Origin of the sequence: Photobacterium ganghwense, assembly GCF_017329545.1 — a bacterium.
In the GTDB taxonomy this organism is placed as follows: domain Bacteria; phylum Pseudomonadota; class Gammaproteobacteria; order Enterobacterales; family Vibrionaceae; genus Photobacterium; species Photobacterium ganghwense.
Genome location: NZ_CP071325.1, coordinates 194,547 through 214,620 on the forward strand (window position 1 = coordinate 194,547; position 20,074 = coordinate 214,620).

Consider the following 20,074-nt stretch of genomic DNA (forward strand, 5'->3'; position numbering starts at 1 on the left):
GCAAAAATCTCATCAAAATTGTGTAATTTTTGCCCGTTTGTTGAAAAGCGTGGTATTTGTAGATGTCATAAGCAGGACGCCTCGCTAGAATAGGTGGCATATGAACCGTAAATGTGCCTGTGTAAGGTTGTCTTAATGGTTAGGGCAAACCGATAGGCTGAAGACAGGTGGAAAAAATGTCTCTAGAAATGTTGGAAAAGCTGGAAGCCAAAGTTCAGATGGCTGTTGATACAATTTCTCTGCTACAAATGGAAATTGAAGAACTAAAAGAACAAAATGATAGCCTGGCTAACGAAGCACAGGCACTGCGCTCAGGTCGTGAAGATCTGGAGCAGGAAAACCACAAGTTGCGTGATGATCACCAGGCGTGGCAAGAGCGCGTACGCGCACTGCTGGGCAAAATGGAACACGTCGAGTAATCGATCCGGAATTCGCTTCCGCCGCTGGCGGGGGAAGCGCCCGATCAAAAACAGAGCCGTTGGGCTCTGTTTTTGTTAGTAAGGCATCTGTACCAGCAGCATTGCCGCGGGTTATTCGATGTCCAGAGGTTCCGGTGACAGGATGACCCCGGTGTTGTCCGCGTAGATGTGATCTTCCGGCAGGAAGGTGACGCCGCCGAAATTGACCGCCACATCCACTTCACCGATGCCTTGTTCGTCGGCACCGACCGGGATAGACGCCATCGCCTGAATGCCGATGTCGAGTTCATCCAGGTCATCCACATGGCGGACGCAGCCATACACGATTAACCCTTCCCATTCGTTGCCGGCAGCCAGCTGTGCCAGTTCCGCATCCACCAGGGCGCGGCGCAGTGAGCCGCCGCCATCAATCAGCAGCACCCGGCCTGCGCCAGGTTCTTCCAGCACCGTGCGGATCAGACCGCAGTCCTCGAAACACTTGATCGTGGTGATCTGGCCGCCAAACGAGCTACGGCCGCCATATGAACTGAACATAGGTTCGACAACGTCGACCTTGTCGAGGTAGATGTCGCAGAGTTCGGACGTATTGTATTCCATGGGCGCGCTTCTTCTTGTGGCAAATGAAAAGGGTCGCCGGGTTGCCTGCGGGCAACCAGGCATAATTTGTTGAAAGTATAATCAGTTAGCTGGTCAAGATACAAGACCGCCAGCGGTTATACCAGGAAATCACACGGCCGCGAGGACCACACCGGCGGCAAACAGCAAGTTGGTCAGCAAAGCGCACTTCACCATGGTTGCCATCATCGGGCGAAGTGCCGCCCCGTCAGCGGCGGTCAGTACCTGTTTACCATGCTTAAACAGCAACGGCGCACTCAGGATAAACAGCCAGCCGTACGGCGAATGGATTTCCAGGGCGGCAAACAGCGCCAGACACAGCACGCTGCCGACCAGCAGAAACAGGTGGTATTTACGGCCCCATTCCGGCCCCATTCGAACCGCCAGAGTCAGCTTGCCACAGGCCCGGTCGTTGTCGATATCGCGCAGGTTATTGATATTGAGCACGCCCACGGCCAATAAGCCACAAGCGGTTGCCGGCAGCATGATGATGGAGTCAATCTGTCCTGCCTGCAGATAATAGGTTCCGGCCACGCCCAGCCAGCCAAAGAACATCAGGACGGAAAGATCGCCAAGGCCGCGATAGCCGTACGGCTTGTTGCCGACGGTGTAGGCGATAGACGCGGCGATCGCCATCAGCCCGAGCAGCATAAAGCCGAACATGTCCTGTAGGTTATCGGTCGCGATCGCGATCAGGCTCAGGCCGCTGGCAATGGTCAGGCCGATATTCAGCAGCATGGCTTTGCGCATCGCGGCAGGGGTAACCAGCCCAGACTGGATAGCACGCTGTGGCCCCAGGCGTTGCTCGTTGTCGGTGCCTTTAACGGCATCGCCGTAGTCGTTGGCAAGGTTCGAGAGGATCTGCAACAGCAGCGCTGTCAGCAGAGCAAGACCGGCGATAAGGGCAGAGAAGCTGCCTTGCCAGCCCGCCACGGCACTGCCACAGACGATAGAGGCGACGGCCAGAGGCAGCGTTTTTGGCCGGCAAGCGTCCAGCCAGATTGCGAGTGAAGATGATTTCATAGTGAGCTTTCGTCAATCAACCGGTGAGTGATCCATTATGGCTGAACTGTGATTATGGGCAACTTTATCGGGAGATTGTTTGTTTAAAAACAAAAAAACGGTGCCTTATGGCACCGTTTGCAGAATCAGCCGGAAGAAACTTACAGGATGAAACGGCTCAGATCTTCATCATCGACCAGTTCACCCAGACGGGCTGTGACGTAAGCATCGTCAATCAACACTTTCTCACCGTTTCTTTCAGTCGCATCGAAAGACAGCTCTTCCATCAGGCGCTCCATCACGGTGTGCAGGCGACGGGCACCGATGTTCTCGGTACGCTCGTTAACCTGCCAGGCCGCTTCAGCCAGCTTGCTGATCCCGCTTTCATCGAACTCAATGTTCACGGATTCGGTCGCCATCAGGGCTTTGTACTGCTCGGTCAGCGAGGCATTCGGCTCAGTCAGGATGCGCTTGAAGTCATGGCTGGTCAGGGCTTCCAGCTCAACGCGAATTGGCAGACGGCCTTGCAGCTCTGGGATCAAATCTGACGGTTTGGCAACCTGGAACGCGCCTGAGGCGATGAACAGGATGTGGTCGGTACGAACCATGCCGTGCTTGGTTGAGACCGTGCTGCCTTCAACCAGTGGCAGCAGGTCACGCTGGACCCCTTCGCGAGACACATCAGGACCTGACGTTTCACCGCGCTTACAAATCTTGTCGATTTCATCCAGGAACACGATACCGTGGTTTTCCACCGCAAAGATGGCCTGATCTTTCAGCTCGTCATGGTTAACCAGCTTGGAGGCCTCATCTTCTGTTACCGCCTTCATCGCGTCCTTGATTTTCATCTTACGCTTTTTGGTGGTGTTGCCGGCCAGGTTCTGGAACATGCCCTGCAGCTGGTTGGTCATCTCTTCCATACCAGGAGGGGCCATGATCTCTACGCCCATTTGCGGCGCAGCGACATCGATTTCGATCTCTTTGTCATCCAGCTTGCCTTCACGCAGTTTTTTACGGAAAGACTGGCGGGTGGCAGAGTTGTTGTCGCTGGACTCGTTCTGGCCCCAGGCGTCACGGGCCGGTGGCAGCAGCACATCCAGAATGCGGTCTTCGGCCAGCTCTTCAGCGCGGAAACGTACTTTTTCCATCGCCTGCTGGTGGGTCATTTTGACCGCCACATCCGTCAGATCACGGATAATGGTTTCGACTTCTTTGCCGACGTAGCCGACTTCGGTGAACTTGGTGGCTTCTACTTTGATAAACGGCGCGTTAGCCAGCTTGGCCAGGCGGCGGGCAATTTCTGTTTTACCCACACCCGTCGGACCGATCATCAGGATATTTTTCGGGGTTACTTCAACGCGCAGCTCTTCCGGCAGCTGCATACGACGCCAGCGGTTACGCAGCGCGATCGCAACTGCACGCTTGGCTTTGTCCTGACCGATGATGTGGCGGTCAAGTTCATGGACGATTTCGCGAGGAGTCATTTCAGACATGGCCGCTTCCCTTATTTTGTGTCGAGCTCTTCGATGGTGTGGAAATGGTTGGTGAACACACAGATGTCACCCGCAATGTTCAGGGCCTTCTCGGCAATTTCGCGGGCGCCCAAATCGGTGTTTTCCAGCAGCGCAATGGCCGCGGCCTGGGCAAAGTTACCGCCTGAGCCAATGGCAATCAGGTCGTGCTCAGGCTGAACCACGTCACCGTTACCGGTGATGATCAGTGAGCCGGTTTCATCGGCTACCGCCAATAGGGCTTCCAGGCGGCGCAGCATACGATCTGTCCGCCAGTCTTTAGCCAGTTCCACCGCCGCTTTTTGCAGGTGGCCCTGGTGCATTTCCAGCTTACGCTCGAAACGTTCGAATAGAGTGAAGGCATCCGCTGTGCCGCCTGCAAAACCTGCAAGCACTTTGTTGTTATATAAACGGCGCACTTTGCGAGCGTTACCTTTCATAACTGTGTTGCCCAGGGAAACCTGGCCATCACCGGCGATAACGACTTTACCGTTTCGACGAACAGATACGATAGTTGTCACGGTGTTACCTCTTTGAGTCTTTCCGGCTGCTGCCGGTTTGGGTATACCTGACGATCTGGGGGTGGGGGACGGTGGTTTCAAGGGCGGAAAAAGAAAAGGATGCCGGGGCATCCTTTTTCTGTGCATGTTCTGCCGCACAGGGCAAACCTGATACAAGCAGGGAAAAACGGCTGGCCGGAGACACTGAGCCTAGTGCTCAGGACTCCCAGAACCAGATGGCACACGGCTCGATGCCGACCCGGCGCAGCTGGTTGCGATCGCTCTCGGCTTTACGCTTTTGCGGATACGGCCCCAGAATCACGCGGTACCAGGTACCTTTTTCACCCTGACTGATCTTTATCTGGCTAGTCAGCCCCTGGAACGCGATCATCGCTTTGCGCTCTTCGGCCTGACTTTGGCTGCGGTAAGCACCACACTGCATCAGATAAGGGCGGGTCGGGACCTGCTCTTTCTTCGCTTCGACCTGTATTTCTTTATTTTCCAGTTCTTCAATGTAGCGCCATTTTTCTTCCGGCTTCGGCGGCAGCGTTTTGGCCTCCGGAGTCGGTTTGGGCTGCACTACCGGTTTGGTGATCGGTTTTACTTCAGGTTTTACTTCCGGTTTTGGTGTCGGCTTTGGTTCAGGCGGTTTGGGCTTAGACGGGGCCGGAGGCGGCGTCTGCTGGGTTGCCTGAGAATGCGCGGGGGCTGGGGAGGTCGACAGGAAATAAAGTCCATAGCCCAACCCGGCCACCAAAATCAGGGCAATGGTGGCCCACTTCACTGGAAACCCGCTACTTGGCGGGGCTTTGCGACTGTTTCGTGCCGGTTTCTTGGGGGCACGACCGCGTTTAACGTAATCTTTTGTAGCCACGATGCTGCTGGTTTATTCGGATGGACAATGGGCCTATGTTACAAACTTGCGCCATAACTGACCAGACCCTGAACGCGTTATGATTCGAAGCCTTACAGCCAGGCGCAGAAGTTTTGTGAGCTTATGTGCAAAACATAAGCTCATATTGACAGCGATCAGGCGTTCGCTGGTGGGGCGGCGCTCTCGCGAATCACCAGTTTGGCATCCAGCAGGCGGGAGCCGGAGGCGATGTCTTTGCCTTTGAGAATATCCAGCAGCATCAGCATGGACTGACGGCCGATTTCATAGCGAGGCTGGGACACCGTCGTCAGAGGTGGATCGCAGTATTCCGCAAACTGAATATCATCGAAACCGACAATTGACAGATCCTGCGGAACCCGGAAACCGAGACGTTTGGCTTGCTGCATGGCACCAATGGCCATCACATCATTGTGGCACAGCAGAGCGGTCGGAGGCTCCGGCATCGACAGCAGGGCTGTTACCGCACGGGCGCCACCGGCAAAGGTGAAATCGCTCTTGACGGTGTAGGCCGGGTTCAGCTCCACTCCAGCACGGCGCATGGCCTGCTGGTAACCCTGATTACGGAACTGACACAAAGCGGCAGAATCCGGTCCGGCGATCTGAGCGATACGCTTATGGCCCATCTGGGTTAAGTAGTTCACCGCTTCAAACGCAGCGGTCAGGTTATCGATATGGACAGTTGGCAGCTCCAGCTCAGGGGCAAATTCGCAGGCCATCACCATTGGCGGCAGGTTTTTCTGTTCCGGTTTACTGACATCAAACGGCAGATCCGTGCCGAGTAGCAGCATCCCGTCAGCTTGTTTGGTAAAGACCAGATTAACAAATGAATTTTCCCGGGTTTTCTGCTGTCCGCTGTCGCCCAGCAGCACCAGGTAACCGTGTTCCATCGCCGCTTCTTCAATCCCGCGAATAATTTCCGTGAAATATGGGTCACAGATATCCGGGACAATGGTAACGATGGTTTTTGATTCGTTGCGACGTAAATTCCTAGCCAGTGAATTGGGTGAATAGCCAGCGTCCATGACAGCCTGTTCAACCTTTTTTCTTGTTGAGGCTGACACTTTTTCCGGGTTCATCAGGGCACGGGACACCGTGGCTGTAGACACACCGGCGAGCTGGGCAACATCCTTCATTGTCGCCATATTAGGGTTCCTCTCTATTATTTTTCTCTCTCATGCTGGAGGATCATGGCCAAACAGGGCTGATACCTGTACCAGCGAGCCTGTTATTGTAGGCTGTCTGCCGGGGATTAAACATGCTTAAAACACCATTAATTTCATCCAGCATGTGACGTGAGTCGCATTGTTCATTTTAAGTTAAATCCTGAGGTTCCACATCGATCGACCAGCGGATCTTCTTGCTCAGCGGCAACAGTCCAATCGCCGGTTTGGCCAGGGATAGCAGTTGCTGCAGGGCCTTTCGGCTGGGGGCCTGGATCAGCAGTTGCCAGCGATAGCGCCCGGCCCGGCGAGCCAACGGAGCCGGGTTAGGGCCCATGACCTGGGTATCTTGGTTAAAGACCGGGCTGGCTTCAAAGATTCCCCGGATCTGTTGCAGGAACTGCTCGACCTGATGATTCTCATGGGCTTCTGCGCGCAGCAGGGCCAGATAGGTATAAGGCGGCAGCCAGGCCTGTTTGCGCTCTTGTAGGGCACTGGTGGCAAACTGGTCATAGCCTTTGTACAGCAGCGCCTGCAGCAGGGCGTGTTCCGGGTGGTGGGTTTGCAGGATCACTTCGCCCGGCTTGCTGGCCCGCCCGGCGCGTCCGGCGACCTGGATAAACAGTTGGGCCAACCGCTCGCTGGCCCGAAAATCGTTACTGAACAGGGCACTGTCAACGTCAATCAGGGCGACCAGGGTGACGTCCGGAAAGTGGTGGCCTTTTGCCAGCATCTGGGTGCCAATCAAAATCTGGTATTCGTTGCGGCGGATGGCTTCCAGGTAATTTTCCAGGCTGCCTTTACGGCGGGTACTGTCTCGGTCAATCCGCACGGTTTTGTAGTCGGGAAACAGGGTGGCCAGTTGTTGCTCGAGCTGCTCGGTACCGACCCCGACCGCATGCAACTGGGTCGAGCCACAATTGCCGCACTGCGGCATCACCGGGCGCTGGGTGGCACAGTGGTGGCAGCGCAATTCGCCGCTTTGCTGGTGATAGGTGTAGTAGGCGTCGCAGCGTTTACATTCCGCCAGCCAGCCACACTCATGGCACATGACCGCCGGGGCATAGCCGCGCCGGTTGAGAAACAGCATGACCTGATTGCCGGCCGTGAGGTGTTTGCGCATCTGGGCGATCAGCGGAGCTGACAGCCCGGCTTCGAGATACAGTCCCTTAACGTCCAGCACCCCGTGTCGGGCTGACTGAGCGTGTCCGGCCCGGCGGGTCAGGTGAAGATGGTGGTATTTCCCGCTTTTGGCGTTGTGCAGGGTCTCAAGGGCCGGTGTTGCCGAGCCCAGAATAATGGGGATGTTGCCCTGGCTGGCCCGCATCACCGCCAGATCGCGGGCGTGATAGCGCAGGCTGTCCTGCTGCTTGTACGAGGCGTCGTGCTCTTCGTCGACAATAATGATGCCGAGGTTGGCAAACGGCGTGAACAGGGCAGAGCGGGTGCCGATAATGATCCCGGCCTGGTTATCCCGTCCGGCCAGCCACGCCGACAGGCGCTCGGTGTCGTTCAGGCCGGAGTGGATCGTTTCCAGCGGAACATTGAAACGTCGCTTGAAGCGGTTAATGGTCTGCGGGGTCAGGCCGATTTCCGGGACCAGGATCAGGGCCTGTTTCCCGGCCGCCAGGACCGGTTCGAGCAGATTCAGGTAGACCTCGGTTTTGCCTGAGCCGGTGACCCCTTCCAGCAGGTAGCAGGCAAAATCGGGATTGGCGTTCACCGACGCGATCGCCAGTGCCTGCTCCTCATTGAGCTTGGGTTTTTCTTCCGTCACGGCGAAATGCGCTGCCCAGTCGGCCGCAGCCGGTTGCTGTTCCGATGCGAAGATCCAGCCTTTTTCGCTCAGTGTTTTCAGGGTCGCCGCGGAGATGTCCTCGGCGAGCAAAGCATCATGGCTGACCTCGCCTTGGCGCAGGGCATTGAGGACCTGTACCTGACGCGGAGCCCGTGTCAGCGCACTGAGGGGCTGATCATAACCGGCCGGAGTCAGTTGCCAGACTTTCAGGCTGGCCGGGGACGCTTCGCGGCCTTTACGCAGCAGAGTCGGCATGGCGTTGGCGAGGGTGTCGCCGAGTGGGTACTGGTAGTACCGGCTGGCCCAGCAGAGCAGGTTAAACAGCGATGACGGCCACAGGGGCTCGCCATCCAGCACGCTGTTCAGTGGTTTGAGTTGGTCGACCGGCCACTCCGATTCCGTGCTGATCGCCATGACGATACCCACCAGATGCTGGCGTCCGAACGGCACTTTGACCCGCCCGCCGACCACCGGTGTCTGACCGGGTTTGATCAGGTAATCAAACTGTTTATCGAGGGGGACAGGAAGGGCCACTCGGGCAATGTTGGGCGTCATAATCAACCGCAAATCAGCATGTACTAAGATAGAGAAGTGTACCCTGCTAACACGGGTGCGGCAAAGCGGTGAAAAAAGGAGCGTATCTGTTGATTTGGAGGGCGTGATTGATTACTATACGCGGCCTGAATTTGGCGTATTGGCCATACCTATACGCTGTTTGTTATTAACGACGTGTGGTGCCCGGCTTAGGATCGGGAGAGCGACACGGCCTTAAATGTTTGAGGTTATCCCATGAAACAAGGTATTCACCCAGAATACACAGCTGTGAACGCTAAATGTTCTTGCGGCAACACTTTCGTATTCAACTCTACTCTAGGTAAAGACGCTCTGAACCTGGACGTATGCGACAAGTGTCACCCATTCTACACTGGTAAACAGCGTCAAGTGAGCACTGGTGGCCGTATCGACAAATTCAACAAGCGTTTTGGCGCTCTGTCTAGCAAGTAATTGCACGTTGAATTTCGAAAAAAGGGGATGCTTCGGCATCCCCTTTTTTATACCCATTGATCCTTCCTGAGCCTGTAACAGTCACATTCTGTTAGCGTTTCCTTCCCTGTAGTGACACAGAAATTACCCATTTTTACGGATACGGATCATAGCTCACAACAAACCTGACTAATCCGCTCAGGAATCCTTGGCTCGACCAGATGTTCGGTGCTAGGATTTTCTGCTGCTATCGCATATGATTTAGCGTTTCCAACGAACTGAACATTATTATTATTCAGGATCCTGAACATTATGTCTGAAGATTTTCGCCAACAAGCCCTCCATTACCACGCGTACCCTGTTCCCGGCAAAATTTCTGTTGAGCTGAGTAAACCAGCGAACACTGTTGAAGATCTGGCGCTGGCTTACAGCCCAGGCGTTGCTGAGCCAGTACGTGAAATTGCCCAGAATGCTGAGAATGTTTACAAGTACACCGGCAAAGGCAACATGGTTGCTGTTATTACTAACGGTACGGCCATTCTGGGTCTGGGTAACCTGGGTCCCCTGGCGTCTAAGCCAGTAATGGAAGGGAAAGCGCTGCTGTTCAAGCGTTTTGCTGGCCTGGACTCCATCGATATCGAAGTGAAACACCGTACTATCGACGAGTTCGTTGATACCGTAGCCAACATTGCTGACACCTTCGGTGGTATCAACCTAGAAGACATTAAAGCCCCAGACTGTTTTGAAATCGAAAAACGCCTGATTGAGCGTTGTAACGTACCGGTTTTCCACGATGATCAGCACGGTACCGCTATTGTTACTGCAGCCGGTATGCTGAATGCGCTGGAACTGCAGGGCAAAGACATCAGCGAGGTGGTGATTGTCTGTCTGGGTGCCGGTGCTGCTGCGGTAGCATGTATGGAACTGCTGATTAAGTGTGGCGCACAGCGTGAGAAGATCTACATGCTCGACCGCAAGGGCGTGATCCACACTCGTCGTGATGACATTAACGAATACAAACAACTGTTTGCCAACAACACTGACAAGCGTACGCTGGAAGACGTGATTGACGGCGCAGATATCTTTGTGGGCGTATCGGGTCCGGATCTACTGGCTCCTGAAGCACTGAAACTGATGGCTGACAAGCCGGTGGTCTTTGCGTGTTCAAACCCGGATCCGGAAATCAAACCGGAGCTGGCGCACGCAGTACGTGATGACCTGATCATGGGTACAGGCCGTTCTGACTACCCGAACCAGGTGAACAACGTGATTTGTTTCCCGTTCATCTTCCGTGGTGCACTGGACGTACGTGCCAGCGAAATCAACGATGAGATGAAACTGGCGGCAGTACACGCGATTCGTGAACTGGCGAAAGAGCCGGTACCGGCGGAAGTGGTGGCAGCGGCGGGTGCTCAGTCACTGGAGTTCGGTTCTGAGTACATCATTCCAAAACCAATGGATCCACGTCTGCTGCCGCGCGTTGCGAAAGCGGTGGCTCAGGCGGCAATTGACTCCGGCGTGGCACAGATCGCGATGCCAGTGGGTTACATGGAAGACAAGTAAGTCCATCTGCCTGAAACGAAAAAACCAGCCTGAGGGCTGGTTTTTTTATGGCTGCTGCCAGGGGAATCAGTCGCGAGTGGGCGCCGCGAGGGCACGGTTACTCGTTGATATCTTCGTACTTGATCCCTTTCTCATCCATGATGGCCTTGGCTTCCGCTGGCAGGTCATCCGGGCGATCTTTACGGATGTCATCATCGGTCGGCAACGGCTGGCCGGTGTAGGCATGCAGGAAGGCTTCGCACAGCAGTTCACTGTTGGTCGCATGACGTAAGTTATTAACCTGGCGACGGGTACGTTCATCGGTCAGGATTTTCAGAACCTTCAGTGGGATCGAAACTGTAATTTTCTTTACTTGTTCGTTTTTCTTACCGTGTTCCGCGTATGGACTGATGTATTCGCCATTCCACTCTGCCATTTTTAACCTTCTCAGCGATTTTAAATTGAAGTAATAGAACTAAGACGGATTTTAGCGGGATTTACTGCCATAAGCAAAGACATATGGACGTCTAGAAGTGTTGACGTCCTTTGTGATAGCCGCTATGTTGATGCGTAAAGTTTATTCAGCTGCAATCGCCCAACAAGGAAAGTAACTATGAGTGACAAGAAGCTTGCCACCGTCGCGGTTCGAACCGGCATTGAGTCCGACACCCAGTTTAATGCCGTGGTGCCACCCATCTATCTGACGTCCACCTATGGTTTCCCCCAGTTGGGCGAACTGCCTCAGTATGACTATTCGCGTTCCGGAAATCCAACCCGCAATATGCTGGCAGAAGTACTGGCGGAGCTAGAGGGCGGAGCCGGTGCCATTGTGACGAACTGCGGGACTGCGGCGATTAACTTGCTGGTGTCGGCCTTGCTGGGACCGGGCGATTTGGTTGTGGCACCGCATGACTGCTATGGCGGGACCTACCGCTTGTTCAATACCCGGGCGGAAAAGGGCGATTTTCAGGTCCGCTTCGTGGATCAGACCAACCCGCAGGCGGTGGCTGAGGCGCTGGCACTGAAACCTAAGCTGGTGTGGGTGGAAACGCCGTCCAACCCGCTACTGCGGATCGTGGATATTGCCGAGCTGTGCGCCGCTGCCGACAAAGTCGGGGCGCTGGTCGCGGTCGATAACACCTTCCTGTCACCTATCTTGCAGCAACCCTTGGCGCTGGGCGCCAATTTTGTTGTGCACTCCACCACCAAATACATCAACGGCCATTCTGATGTGCTGGGCGGGGTGCTGGTCGCCAAATCAGAAGAGCAGGCGGAGCACCTGGCATGGTGGGCCAACTGTATCGGCGCTACCGGCGCACCGTTTGATGCGTACCTGACGCTGCGCGGTCTGCGCACGTTGGCTCCACGGATGCGGATGCATGAGGAAAACAGCGCGCAGATTCTGGCATTTCTGCAAACCCAGCCATTGGTCGGACAGATTTATCATCCTAGCCAGCCGTCGCACCCGGGGCATGAGATTGCCCTCCAGCAGCAGAAAGGATTTGGCGCTATGCTGAGTTTTGAGATCGCAGGCTCTCAAGCACAGCTGGAAACCTTTGTCCGTGAGCTAACCTGCTTCTCGCTGGCGGAGTCTCTCGGCGGGACGGAGAGTCTGATTTGCCATCCGGCCAGCATGACCCACCGCGCCATGTCGGATGAAGCGCAGGCTGCGGCCGGGCTGAAGCCGTCATTGTTGCGGTTGTCTGTGGGGCTGGAAGACCCGGCAGATTTGATTGCAGATTTGGCGCAGGCCTTCCAGAAAGCGGCGGAGGTGGCAGCATGAGTGCAGGCAATCCGAGGCAATTGCACAAGTTTGGCGGCAGTAGCCTGGCCGATCCGGACTGTTATCGCCGGGTCGTCGAGATTCTACGGGAATACTCCGGTGACACCGATCTGGTGGTGGTGTCTGCGGCAGGAAAAACCACAAATAATTTAATCGAGTGGCTGACCTTGCTTGGCAAAGACGGCCGTCAGGCCCACGAAGCCCTGCAGGCTTTGCGTCAGTTCCAGCAACAACTGATTGAAAACCTGCTCAGCGGTGAGTTGGCAGATGAGCTGCTGACTCAGCTGCATCTGGAGCTGGGCGAGATCGCCCGTGTCGGGGAGCAGTTGCCGCTCAGTGAAGCGCAGTCAGCCTGGGTTCAAGGGCACGGTGAGCTCTGGTCGGCCCGGCTGATGGCCGCGCTGCTGAGTCAGCAGGGGCTGCCTGCCGTGAACCTGGACTCTCGCCTGTTCCTGCGCACAGAACGCTCGGCACAGCCGGAGGTCGACAGGGCCCAGTCATGGCCGCTGCTCAAGGCGCAACTGGCGCAGCATCAGCATAAGCGGGTGGTGATCACCGGGTTTATGGCGCGTAACGGCGCCGGGGAAACTGTGCTGCTCGGGCGTAACGGCTCGGATTATTCCGCTACCGTGATTGGCGCACTGGCTGAAGTCCAGCGGGTGACGATCTGGAGCGACGTCGCTGGGGTGTACAGTGCCGATCCACGTAAAGTCGGGGATGCCTGTCTGCTGCCGCTGCTGCGGCTCGATGAAGCCAGCGAACTGGCGCGGCTGGCAGCCCCGGTACTGCACAGCCGGACTCTGCAACCGGTGGCGCAGAGTGCCATTGATCTGACCCTGCGTTGCAGCCATCAGCCGGAATCCGGTTCAACCCGGGTTGAGCGGGTGCTGGCCTCCGGACGTGGCGCTAAAATCGTGACGTCACTGGATGACGTCTGTGTGATTGCGTTGTCGGTCCCGCGCTCACAAACCCTGGAGCCGGTGCTGGCGGAGGTCGACCGGTTGCTTCAGCGTGCCCAGTTGTTGCCGCTAGCCCGCAGTGTCGAAGCCGATAAAGGGCGCATTCAGCTGGCGTACACCACCGAAGTGGTCGGCAGCGTTCTGGCATTGCTGCAGGACAGCGGCATTGCGGCGGAAATCAAGCTGCGGGATGGATTCTCGATGGTGGCGGTGGTGGGGGCCGGAGTGGTGAACAATGCCGTGCACTGTTACGGCTTCTATCAGCAGCTCAAGCGCCAGCCGGTGGAATTTATTGCCGAGTCGGAGTCTGGCCTGAGTTTGGTGGGCGTGTTGCGCCAGACTGACCTCGACCGTTTGATCCAGCAGATTCACCAGCATTTGTTCCAGGCGCAGAAACAGATTGGTCTGGTGCTGTGCGGCAAGGGCAATATTGGCAGCCGCTGGCTGGAGTTGTTTGCCCGGGAGAAGGTGGCGCTGGAAAAGCGGCACGGGATGTCATTTACCCTGATTGGGGTGGTGGACAGCCGCCGCTACTGGATTGATACCCGCGGAATTAACCCCGAACAGGCGCTGACGGCCTATGAGGATGAAGCGGTGGAATCTGCCGCGTCTGGCGAATGGCTGAGTGTGCTGGCCAGCCACCCTTACGATGATGTGATTGTGCTGGATGTAACAGCCAGCAGCGAGTTGGCAGCGCGCTATCCGGCCGTTGCCGAGGCGGGCTTTCACCTGATTTCGGCCAACAAGGTCGCCGGGTCGGCTTCCGGCGAGCAGTATCACGCGGTACAGGATGCCTTTGCCAAAAGCAGCCGTTTCTGGCTTTACAACGCCACCGTTGGTGCCGGCTTGCCGGTGAACCACACCGTTCGAGACCTGTGTGACAGCGGCGACACCATTATTGCCCTGTCGGGGATTTTCTCCGGAACGCTGTCCTGGCTGTTCCAGCAGTATGACGGTTCCGTGCCGTTTTCTCAGCTGGTGGAGCAGGCGTGGCAGCAGGGGCTGACCGAGCCGGATCCACGCAGTGACCTTGACGGTAGTGATGTGATGCGCAAGCTGGTGATCCTGGCCCGGGAGTCTGGGTTGGTACTGGAGCCGGAGCAGGTCAGGGTGGAAACTCTGGTGCCGGAAGCTCTGGCTGAGCTTAGTCTGGACGGATTCTTTGAACAGGCTGCGGTACTGGATAACATCCTGGCGGAACGACTCAGTAAGGCGCAGAAGGAAGACAAGGTATTACGCTATATCGCCCGGCTGGATCGCCACGGTAAGGCCGTGGTCGGGGTCGAAGCGCTTTCTCGGGAGCATGCGTTGGCTAACCTGCTGCCGTGCGACAACATCTTTGCTATCGAAAGCCGCTGGTACCGTGATAACCCGCTGGTGATCCGGGGGCCGGGGGCCGGTCGTGACGTCACGGCCGGGGCGCTGCTGTCGGATATCAACCGGATGGCGACTATGCTTTAGGTGAGCGGGAGAAAGTGCGACCGAGACAGGTTATGCGGATCATGCTGCTTGTCAGGTTGCACTTGGTGCGATTCACTGACAATTTAATCAATGGCAGTAACGTGTGCTATCGATCGCGAAAATAACCGGAAAAGCCCGCAAATGCGGGCTTTTTTGCGTTTTTGGCCTGCTTGAAGATCCTGCAATTATCAGTTGAGAAATATTCATGATCATCGTGTTGACATTAAATTGGTTACAAGACATTCTGTAGACATATAGACGTCTAAATGGATATTTCAGGACGTTACGGTTAAGGGAAGGCCAAGGGGCCGAAAGAGGAAGGATTGGATTATGGGATATTCTTACGCAGGCCACTTGGATGCACTAAACCAGAATATTGCTGACCTGAATGGCAACATCAATGTGTCTTTTGAGTTTTTCCCGCCGAGCAGCGAGCAAATGGAGCAAACCTTGTGGCAATCCATTCATCGCCTGAAAACCCTGAAACCGAAGTTTGTGTCAGTGACCTACGGGGCTAACTCCGGCGAGCGGGACCGGACACACTCCATCATCAAAGACATTAAAGATCAGACCGGCCTCATTGCAGCGCCTCACCTGACCTGCATTGATGCCAGCCGCGATGAACTGCGGACCATCGCCCGCGATTACTGGAACAACGGTATTCGCCATATTGTCGCTCTGCGGGGTGATCTGCCGGAGAAAGGCATCAAGCCGGATATGTATGCGGTGGATCTGGTGGAACTGCTGCGCGCGGAAGCAGATTTCGATATCTCAGTGGCGGCTTACCCGGAAGTACATCCGGAAGCCAAAAGCGCACAGGCCGATCTGATTAACCTCAAGCGTAAAGTGGATGCCGGAGCAAGCCGGGCGATCACTCAGTTCTTCTTCGATGTGGAAAGCTACCTGCGTTTTCGCGACCGCTGTGTGGCGGCAGGGATTGATGTAGAGATTGTCCCGGGCATTCTGCCGGTGTCGAACATGAAGCAGGCCAAGCGCTTTGCCAGCACCAATAATGTGAAAATTCCGGGCTGGCTGGAGAAGCAGTACGAAGGGCTGGATGATGATCTGCTCAGCCGCCAGATGGTTGGGGCGAGCAATGCAATTGACATGGTGCGTGTCCTGAGCCGCGAAGGGGTAAAAGATTTCCACTTCTACACCCTGAACCGTGCAGAGCTGACCTACGCCATTTGCCATACTCTGGGTGTGCGGGCGGAAACGGCCTGATGTGACACCACATGGCTGACCGTTCGCCACTGGCGTTGTCCGGGGCGGGTAACCAGCCAGATAAGCATAAAAAAAGCCGCTGCATGTGCAGCGGCTTGTGTTTGTGGCGGGCTGCCGTCGGGCGGCTTTCGCGCGATATCGTATGAGCTTACAGGGCTACCGGGCTGTTAGGGGCATCCATGTCTTTCAGCTCGACCAGTACCTCTTCTGCCCAGTCGATCCATGCCTGACGATTATGGATAGCACGGCGCAGTGTCAGTCGGTCAAGACGGGACTGGCGATCCATGTTTTTGTAATCGGCGAAATGGACTTTTTCCAGCTCGGCATAGTGGTTCAGCAGCGTGTGTGATTCTTCAATCAGGCCTTCCAGCTGACGCTGCATCGGCTCAGAGTTGTGCACACTGCATACCACCAGTTTCGCAGAAAACTCATCGCGAATGGTTGGGTTACGTGCCGGCTCCTGGAACCACTCGAACAGCGCCTGGCGACCCAGATCCGTGATCGAGTACACCTTACGGTCCGGTTTGCCTTCCTGAGGTTCAAGCTTGCAAGTGACCTGATCGTTGCCGGCCATCTTGTTCAGCTCACGGTAAACCTGCTGGTGGCTGGCTTTCCAGAAATAGCCGATACTGTTGGAAAACTCTTTAGTAATATCGTAGCCCGTTGCGTCGCGGTTGCTCAGCACGGTCAAAATAACGTGTGGTAGTGACATCTCTTCTATCCGTTAAAATACAACAAAAAGATAAAACCAATCAGACCTTTTACCCTTCGCTCTATGGCGTATTTATAATCGTGTTGTTGCAGTGCCTGATCGGGATCACGTAGCATACACATCAATTGACGACATTTCGACATCAGAGCGTGATATCGCAAAATAAAGATGCAACCAATTGTGAGTCTTGTGACGATTGTCTACATATTGACAAGGTTAAGAGTAAAAATGCACTGCACACGGTTTTGCTTCACCTGTGTTCACTGCATAAACATTAGCTGATGTGCGATCACAGGACTTGTCTCAAAGATGAGTCACTGGGCAGATTGACGGGAAGAGCAAAAAGAAAAGGCCACATGACTGTGGCCTTTTTTGGATCTTCAGGGGCATTAACCGGTGTTACGCATCCCGGTTGCGATGCCGGCGATGGTAATCATCAAGGCTTCTTCCAGCATTGGTGAACCGCCGTCCTGCTGACGGGTCCGGTACAGCAGCTCAGCCTGCAACATGTTCAGCGGTTCCACGTAGATGTTACGCAGGCGGATAGACTCGGCCCCCCACGGGTTCTGCTCCATCAGGTGGGCGCTGTTTTCCACATTCAGCACCGCTTTAATATCACTTTGCAGCTGCCCGCGCAGTTTCTGACCCAATGGCCACAGTGACTTGTCGGTCAGACGCTGGTCGTAGTATTCCGCAATGCCGATATTGGTTTTGGTGAACACCATTTCCAGCATACCAAGACGGGTGGAGAAGAACGGCCATTCGCGGCACATTTCCTCCAGCTGAGGTGCGTGGCCTTGGTCGATGGCGTGCTGGATGGCTTCACCGGCACCCAGCCAGGCGGGTAGCAGCAGGCGGTTCTGGCTCCAGGCGAAAATCCATGGGATGGCGCGCAGGCTCTCGACGCCGCCTTGCGGGTTACGTTTCGCCGGACGGGAGCCCAGCGGCAGTTTACCCAGCTCCAGTTCCGGAGTGGCGGCGCGGAAGTAAGGCACAAAATCCGGTGTACCGCGCACCACGGCACGGTATGCCTCGCAGGAGACGTCCGACAGCATATCCATCACCTGGCGCCAGTTCTGTTTCGGCTCCGGTGGCGGCAGCAGGTTGGCTTCCAGGATTGCACTGGCGTACAGGCTCAGGCTGTTGATCGCCACTTCCGGCAGGCCGAGTTTAAAGCGAATCATTTCTCCCTGCTCCGTTACTCGCAGGCCGCCTTTCAGGCTGCGCGGCGGCTGGGACAGCAGGGCGGCATGTGCCGGTGCGCCGCCCCGGCCGAGAGAGCCGCCGCGACCGTGGAACAGGGTCAGGTCGACACCGGCTTCATCACACACGGCCACCAGTGCTTCCATTGCGCGGTACTGCGCCCAGCCCGCGGCCATTACCCCGGCGTCTTTTGCTGAGTCTGAATAGCCAATCATCACCATCTGGTGATTCTGGATAAAGCCGCGATACCAGTCGATGTGCATCAGTTGCTTGATCACGGCTTCGGCGTTGTTAAGGTCGTCGAGGGTTTCGAACAGCGGGCAGACATCCATCCGGAAGCGGCAACCGGCTTCCTGCAGCAGCAGGTGCACGGCCAGGACATCAGAGGCGGTACGGGCCATGGAAATTACATAGGCCCCCAGCGCTTCGCGCGGTTGTTCGGCAATCGCTTTGCAGGTCTCGATGACTTCGCGAACTTCAGCGGACGGCTCCCAGTCGCGTGGCAGGAGCGGGCGCTTGGACGACAGCTCGCGCACCAGGAAGGCGATCTTATCCTGCTCGTTCCACTGATCGTAATCACCCAGACCCAGATAGCGGGTCAGCTCGGAAATCACGTTGCTGTGACGGGTACTTTCTTGACGGATATCAAGCCGTACCAGGTGGACACCGAAACATTTAATGCGGCGCAGCACATCCAGCAGCAGGCCGTCGGCAATAATGCCCATGCCACATTCGTGCAGCGACTGGTAACAGGCGTGCAGCGGGATCCACAGTTGATCGACATGGTCGATGATACCGGTGCTCGGTACATCCTGCCCTTTAATCCGGGCATCGAGTACGTCACGGGTGTTGGTCAGGCGGGTGCGCAGATCTTTGAGGATGGCACGGTACGGTTCGTGCTCCTCACCGGCCAGGGCGCGGACCGCGTCATTGCATTTGACCATCGACAGCTCGCTGACCAGCTCCTGGATATCCTGCAGATACAGATCGGCGGCTTTCCAGCGCGACAGCAGCAGGACTTCACGGGTCACGTCGGAGGTCACAAATGGGTTACCGTCGCGGTCTCCCCCCATCCAGGAGGAAAAAGTCACCGGGGCGGCATCAATCGGTAGCCCTTCGCCAAATTGCTCGGTCAGCTTTTCGTCGAATTGGCGCAGAAACTCGGGTACGGCCTGCCACAGGGAGTTTTCGACCACGGCAAAGCCCCATTTGGCCTCATCAAGCGGAGTCGGACGCTGCTGGCGGATGACATCTGAGTGCCAGGCCTGAGCAATCAGCTGCTCCAGGCGACGCTCAACCCGCTGGCGCTCACGAGGCGAGAGCTCGCTCAGTTCCAGCTTGGACAGGCAGTTGTTGATTTGCACCAGTTTGTGAATCATGGTGCGTCGGGCAATTTCAGTCGGGTGTGCGGTCAGTACCAGATCGATGTTGAGATCTCGTACCGCCTGAATGGTGTCAAACTGAGAAATGTCCTGGTTGCTGAGTTTGGCAAACAGGCCTTCCAGGGCGTCCGGTGTGCTGACATATTCCTCGCAGTGACGGGAGACCGTGTGGTACTGCTCGGCAATATTGGTCAGGTTCAGGAACTGGCTGAAGGCGCGGGCAACCGGGAGCAGCTCATCGTCAGGCAGGTTTTGCAGCTCTTCGATCAGCTTGGCGCGATCATCCTGATTTCCTGCGCGGGCAGATTTAGACAGTTTTCGAATGGCCTCGACTTTGTCGAGCAACTCTTCACCGTGCGCATCTTTAATGGTGGTGCCCAGCATGTGGCCAAGCATACTGACATTGCTACGCAGCGCGCTGTACTTTTCGTTCATATCGCATCCATCTCGTAAATTAATTACATCCAATTCATCCTGTATGAGGACAATCTAGCTGTGATCCCACTTTAAGGTCAACACGGATTGTATTTACCGGTAATAAAGCAACACTGCTTTGATATTTGTCATGCTATGCGACCTGTTTTGTAACAAATTTCCAAAAAAATGCCGTAATTGAGCACAAAGAACGCGTGCTGCTTATACGATCTGTGGTTTATCTGTCCACCTTGTCATTACGACAGAGCGATCTGCTGAAGCGAAAAGCTGGTGGCTTTGCGCTCCTGCCTGAATATCCCCTCGAAAACAGACTTTTTTTCTTTCAGCGGTTGACAGAGTAGGGAATTATAGGTAAACATACAAATGCAAAATAAATGAATACAAATTCCATTTGTATTTTTTCACGGACAACGTACTGAAGCAGCCACTTTCAGCCCAGTTAAGTAGGAAGTTGTTAACATGAGCCAAGCGAGCCTTCACAATCTGAAT

At 55.6% G+C, this 20,074-nt stretch carries 16 protein-coding genes; 6 read left to right on the forward strand and 10 right to left on the reverse strand.

Annotation, left to right across the window (positions count from 1 at the left end; all coding sequences use genetic code 11):
* Positions 1 to 176: 176 nt before the first annotated feature.
* Positions 177 to 419 carry a cell division protein ZapB gene (gene zapB, locus FH974_RS00935; protein ID WP_047887185.1) on the forward strand — a complete coding sequence of 81 codons (243 nt, stop codon included), beginning with the start codon at positions 177 to 179 and terminating at the stop codon, positions 417 to 419.
* A 111-nt stretch (positions 420 to 530) separates the two neighbouring features.
* Here the strand turns inward: zapB and rraA are convergent, their stop codons facing one another.
* The 7 genes from rraA to priA all read right to left on the reverse strand — a co-directional run bounded on the left by rraA (position 531) and on the right by priA (position 8,455).
* Complete coding sequence (gene rraA / locus FH974_RS00940) at positions 531 to 1,016, reverse strand: ribonuclease E activity regulator RraA (protein WP_047887184.1); 486 nt, start codon at positions 1,014 to 1,016, stop codon at positions 531 to 533.
* 129 nt (positions 1,017 to 1,145) lie between these two features.
* Positions 1,146 to 2,057 (reverse strand): 1,4-dihydroxy-2-naphthoate polyprenyltransferase, encoded by a 912-nt coding sequence (locus FH974_RS00945; protein WP_047887183.1) that lies wholly within the window; start codon positions 2,055 to 2,057, stop codon positions 1,146 to 1,148.
* A 140-nt stretch (positions 2,058 to 2,197) separates the two neighbouring features.
* Positions 2,198 to 3,529, reverse strand: a complete 1,332-nt coding sequence (gene hslU, locus FH974_RS00950) for an HslU--HslV peptidase ATPase subunit (RefSeq protein WP_047887182.1) — start codon at positions 3,527 to 3,529, stop codon at positions 2,198 to 2,200.
* A gap of 11 nt (positions 3,530 to 3,540) precedes the next feature.
* A complete protein-coding gene (gene hslV, locus FH974_RS00955; RefSeq protein WP_047887181.1) occupies positions 3,541 to 4,068 on the reverse strand; it encodes an ATP-dependent protease subunit HslV in 528 nt (175 codons plus the stop codon).
* 196 nt (positions 4,069 to 4,264) lie between these two features.
* Positions 4,265 to 4,921 carry an SPOR domain-containing protein gene (locus FH974_RS00960; RefSeq protein WP_047887180.1) on the reverse strand — a complete coding sequence of 219 codons (657 nt, stop codon included), beginning with the start codon at positions 4,919 to 4,921 and terminating at the stop codon, positions 4,265 to 4,267.
* A gap of 155 nt (positions 4,922 to 5,076) precedes the next feature.
* A complete protein-coding gene (gene cytR, locus FH974_RS00965; protein ID WP_047887179.1) occupies positions 5,077 to 6,084 on the reverse strand; it encodes a DNA-binding transcriptional regulator CytR in 1,008 nt (335 codons plus the stop codon).
* 169 nt (positions 6,085 to 6,253) lie between these two features.
* The gene (priA, locus tag FH974_RS00970; RefSeq protein ID WP_047887178.1) at positions 6,254 to 8,455 is read right to left on the reverse strand and encodes a primosomal protein N'; all 2,202 of its coding nucleotides are present in this window, start codon (positions 8,453 to 8,455) and stop codon (positions 6,254 to 6,256) included.
* Positions 8,456 to 8,689: 234 nt separating this feature from the next.
* On the opposite strand from priA, the gene rpmE reads away from it, so the two are divergent.
* Positions 8,690 to 8,905, forward strand: a complete 216-nt coding sequence (gene rpmE, locus FH974_RS00975; RefSeq protein WP_084712681.1) for a 50S ribosomal protein L31 — start codon at positions 8,690 to 8,692, stop codon at positions 8,903 to 8,905.
* Between the two features lie 291 nt (positions 8,906 to 9,196).
* Positions 9,197 to 10,447, forward strand: a complete 1,251-nt coding sequence (locus FH974_RS00980; protein ID WP_047887176.1) for a malic enzyme-like NAD(P)-binding protein — start codon at positions 9,197 to 9,199, stop codon at positions 10,445 to 10,447.
* A 97-nt stretch (positions 10,448 to 10,544) separates the two neighbouring features.
* On the opposite strand, the gene metJ is transcribed toward FH974_RS00980, so the two are convergent.
* Positions 10,545 to 10,862 carry a met regulon transcriptional regulator MetJ gene (gene metJ, locus FH974_RS00985; protein WP_047887175.1) on the reverse strand — a complete coding sequence of 106 codons (318 nt, stop codon included), beginning with the start codon at positions 10,860 to 10,862 and terminating at the stop codon, positions 10,545 to 10,547.
* A 177-nt stretch (positions 10,863 to 11,039) separates the two neighbouring features.
* Here metJ and FH974_RS00990 point away from each other — a divergent pair, with 177 nt between their 5' ends.
* From FH974_RS00990 to metF, 3 genes are all read left to right on the forward strand, one after another.
* The gene (locus FH974_RS00990; RefSeq protein ID WP_207103439.1) at positions 11,040 to 12,209 is read left to right on the forward strand and encodes an O-succinylhomoserine (thiol)-lyase; all 1,170 of its coding nucleotides are present in this window, start codon (positions 11,040 to 11,042) and stop codon (positions 12,207 to 12,209) included.
* The gene (locus tag FH974_RS00995) at positions 12,206 to 14,629 is read left to right on the forward strand and encodes a bifunctional aspartate kinase/homoserine dehydrogenase II (protein WP_047887173.1); all 2,424 of its coding nucleotides are present in this window, start codon (positions 12,206 to 12,208) and stop codon (positions 14,627 to 14,629) included. The genes FH974_RS00990 and FH974_RS00995 overlap by 4 nt, the downstream gene beginning before the upstream one ends.
* A 330-nt stretch (positions 14,630 to 14,959) precedes the next feature.
* Entirely contained in the window at positions 14,960 to 15,853 is an 894-nt protein-coding gene (gene metF / locus FH974_RS01000) for a methylenetetrahydrofolate reductase (RefSeq protein WP_047887172.1), read from the forward strand.
* Between the two features lie 148 nt (positions 15,854 to 16,001).
* Here the strand turns inward: metF and FH974_RS01005 are convergent, their stop codons facing one another.
* Positions 16,002 to 16,565, reverse strand: a complete 564-nt coding sequence (locus FH974_RS01005; protein WP_047887171.1) for a PadR family transcriptional regulator — start codon at positions 16,563 to 16,565, stop codon at positions 16,002 to 16,004.
* Positions 16,566 to 16,954: 389 nt separating this feature from the next.
* A complete protein-coding gene (ppc, locus tag FH974_RS01010) occupies positions 16,955 to 19,585 on the reverse strand; it encodes a phosphoenolpyruvate carboxylase (protein WP_207103440.1) in 2,631 nt (876 codons plus the stop codon).
* Between the last annotated feature and the right edge of the window lie 489 nt (positions 19,586 to 20,074).

What these genes read in the sequence shown, in the direction of transcription:
- zapB (WP_047887185.1), top strand. Translation starts at nt 177, where the DNA reads ATGTCTCTAGAAATGTTGGAAAAGCTGGAAGCCAAAGTTCAGATGGCT.
- rraA (WP_047887184.1), bottom strand. Translation starts at nt 1,016, where the DNA reads ATGGAATACAATACGTCCGAACTCTGCGACATCTACCTCGACAAGGTC.
- FH974_RS00945 (WP_047887183.1), bottom strand. Translation starts at nt 2,057, where the DNA reads ATGAAATCATCTTCACTCGCAATCTGGCTGGACGCTTGCCGGCCAAAA.
- hslU (WP_047887182.1), bottom strand. Translation starts at nt 3,529, where the DNA reads ATGTCTGAAATGACTCCTCGCGAAATCGTCCATGAACTTGACCGCCAC.
- cytR (WP_047887179.1), bottom strand. Translation starts at nt 6,084, where the DNA reads ATGGCGACAATGAAGGATGTTGCCCAGCTCGCCGGTGTGTCTACAGCC.
- priA (WP_047887178.1), bottom strand. Translation starts at nt 8,455, where the DNA reads ATGACGCCCAACATTGCCCGAGTGGCCCTTCCTGTCCCCCTCGATAAA.
- rpmE (WP_084712681.1), top strand. Translation starts at nt 8,690, where the DNA reads ATGAAACAAGGTATTCACCCAGAATACACAGCTGTGAACGCTAAATGT.
- FH974_RS00980 (WP_047887176.1), top strand. Translation starts at nt 9,197, where the DNA reads ATGTCTGAAGATTTTCGCCAACAAGCCCTCCATTACCACGCGTACCCT.
- metJ (WP_047887175.1), bottom strand. Translation starts at nt 10,862, where the DNA reads ATGGCAGAGTGGAATGGCGAATACATCAGTCCATACGCGGAACACGGT.
- FH974_RS00990 (WP_207103439.1), top strand. Translation starts at nt 11,040, where the DNA reads ATGAGTGACAAGAAGCTTGCCACCGTCGCGGTTCGAACCGGCATTGAG.
- FH974_RS00995 (WP_047887173.1), top strand. Translation starts at nt 12,206, where the DNA reads ATGAGTGCAGGCAATCCGAGGCAATTGCACAAGTTTGGCGGCAGTAGC.
- metF (WP_047887172.1), top strand. Translation starts at nt 14,960, where the DNA reads ATGGGATATTCTTACGCAGGCCACTTGGATGCACTAAACCAGAATATT.
- FH974_RS01005 (WP_047887171.1), bottom strand. Translation starts at nt 16,565, where the DNA reads ATGTCACTACCACACGTTATTTTGACCGTGCTGAGCAACCGCGACGCA.
- ppc (WP_207103440.1), bottom strand. Translation starts at nt 19,585, where the DNA reads ATGAACGAAAAGTACAGCGCGCTGCGTAGCAATGTCAGTATGCTTGGC.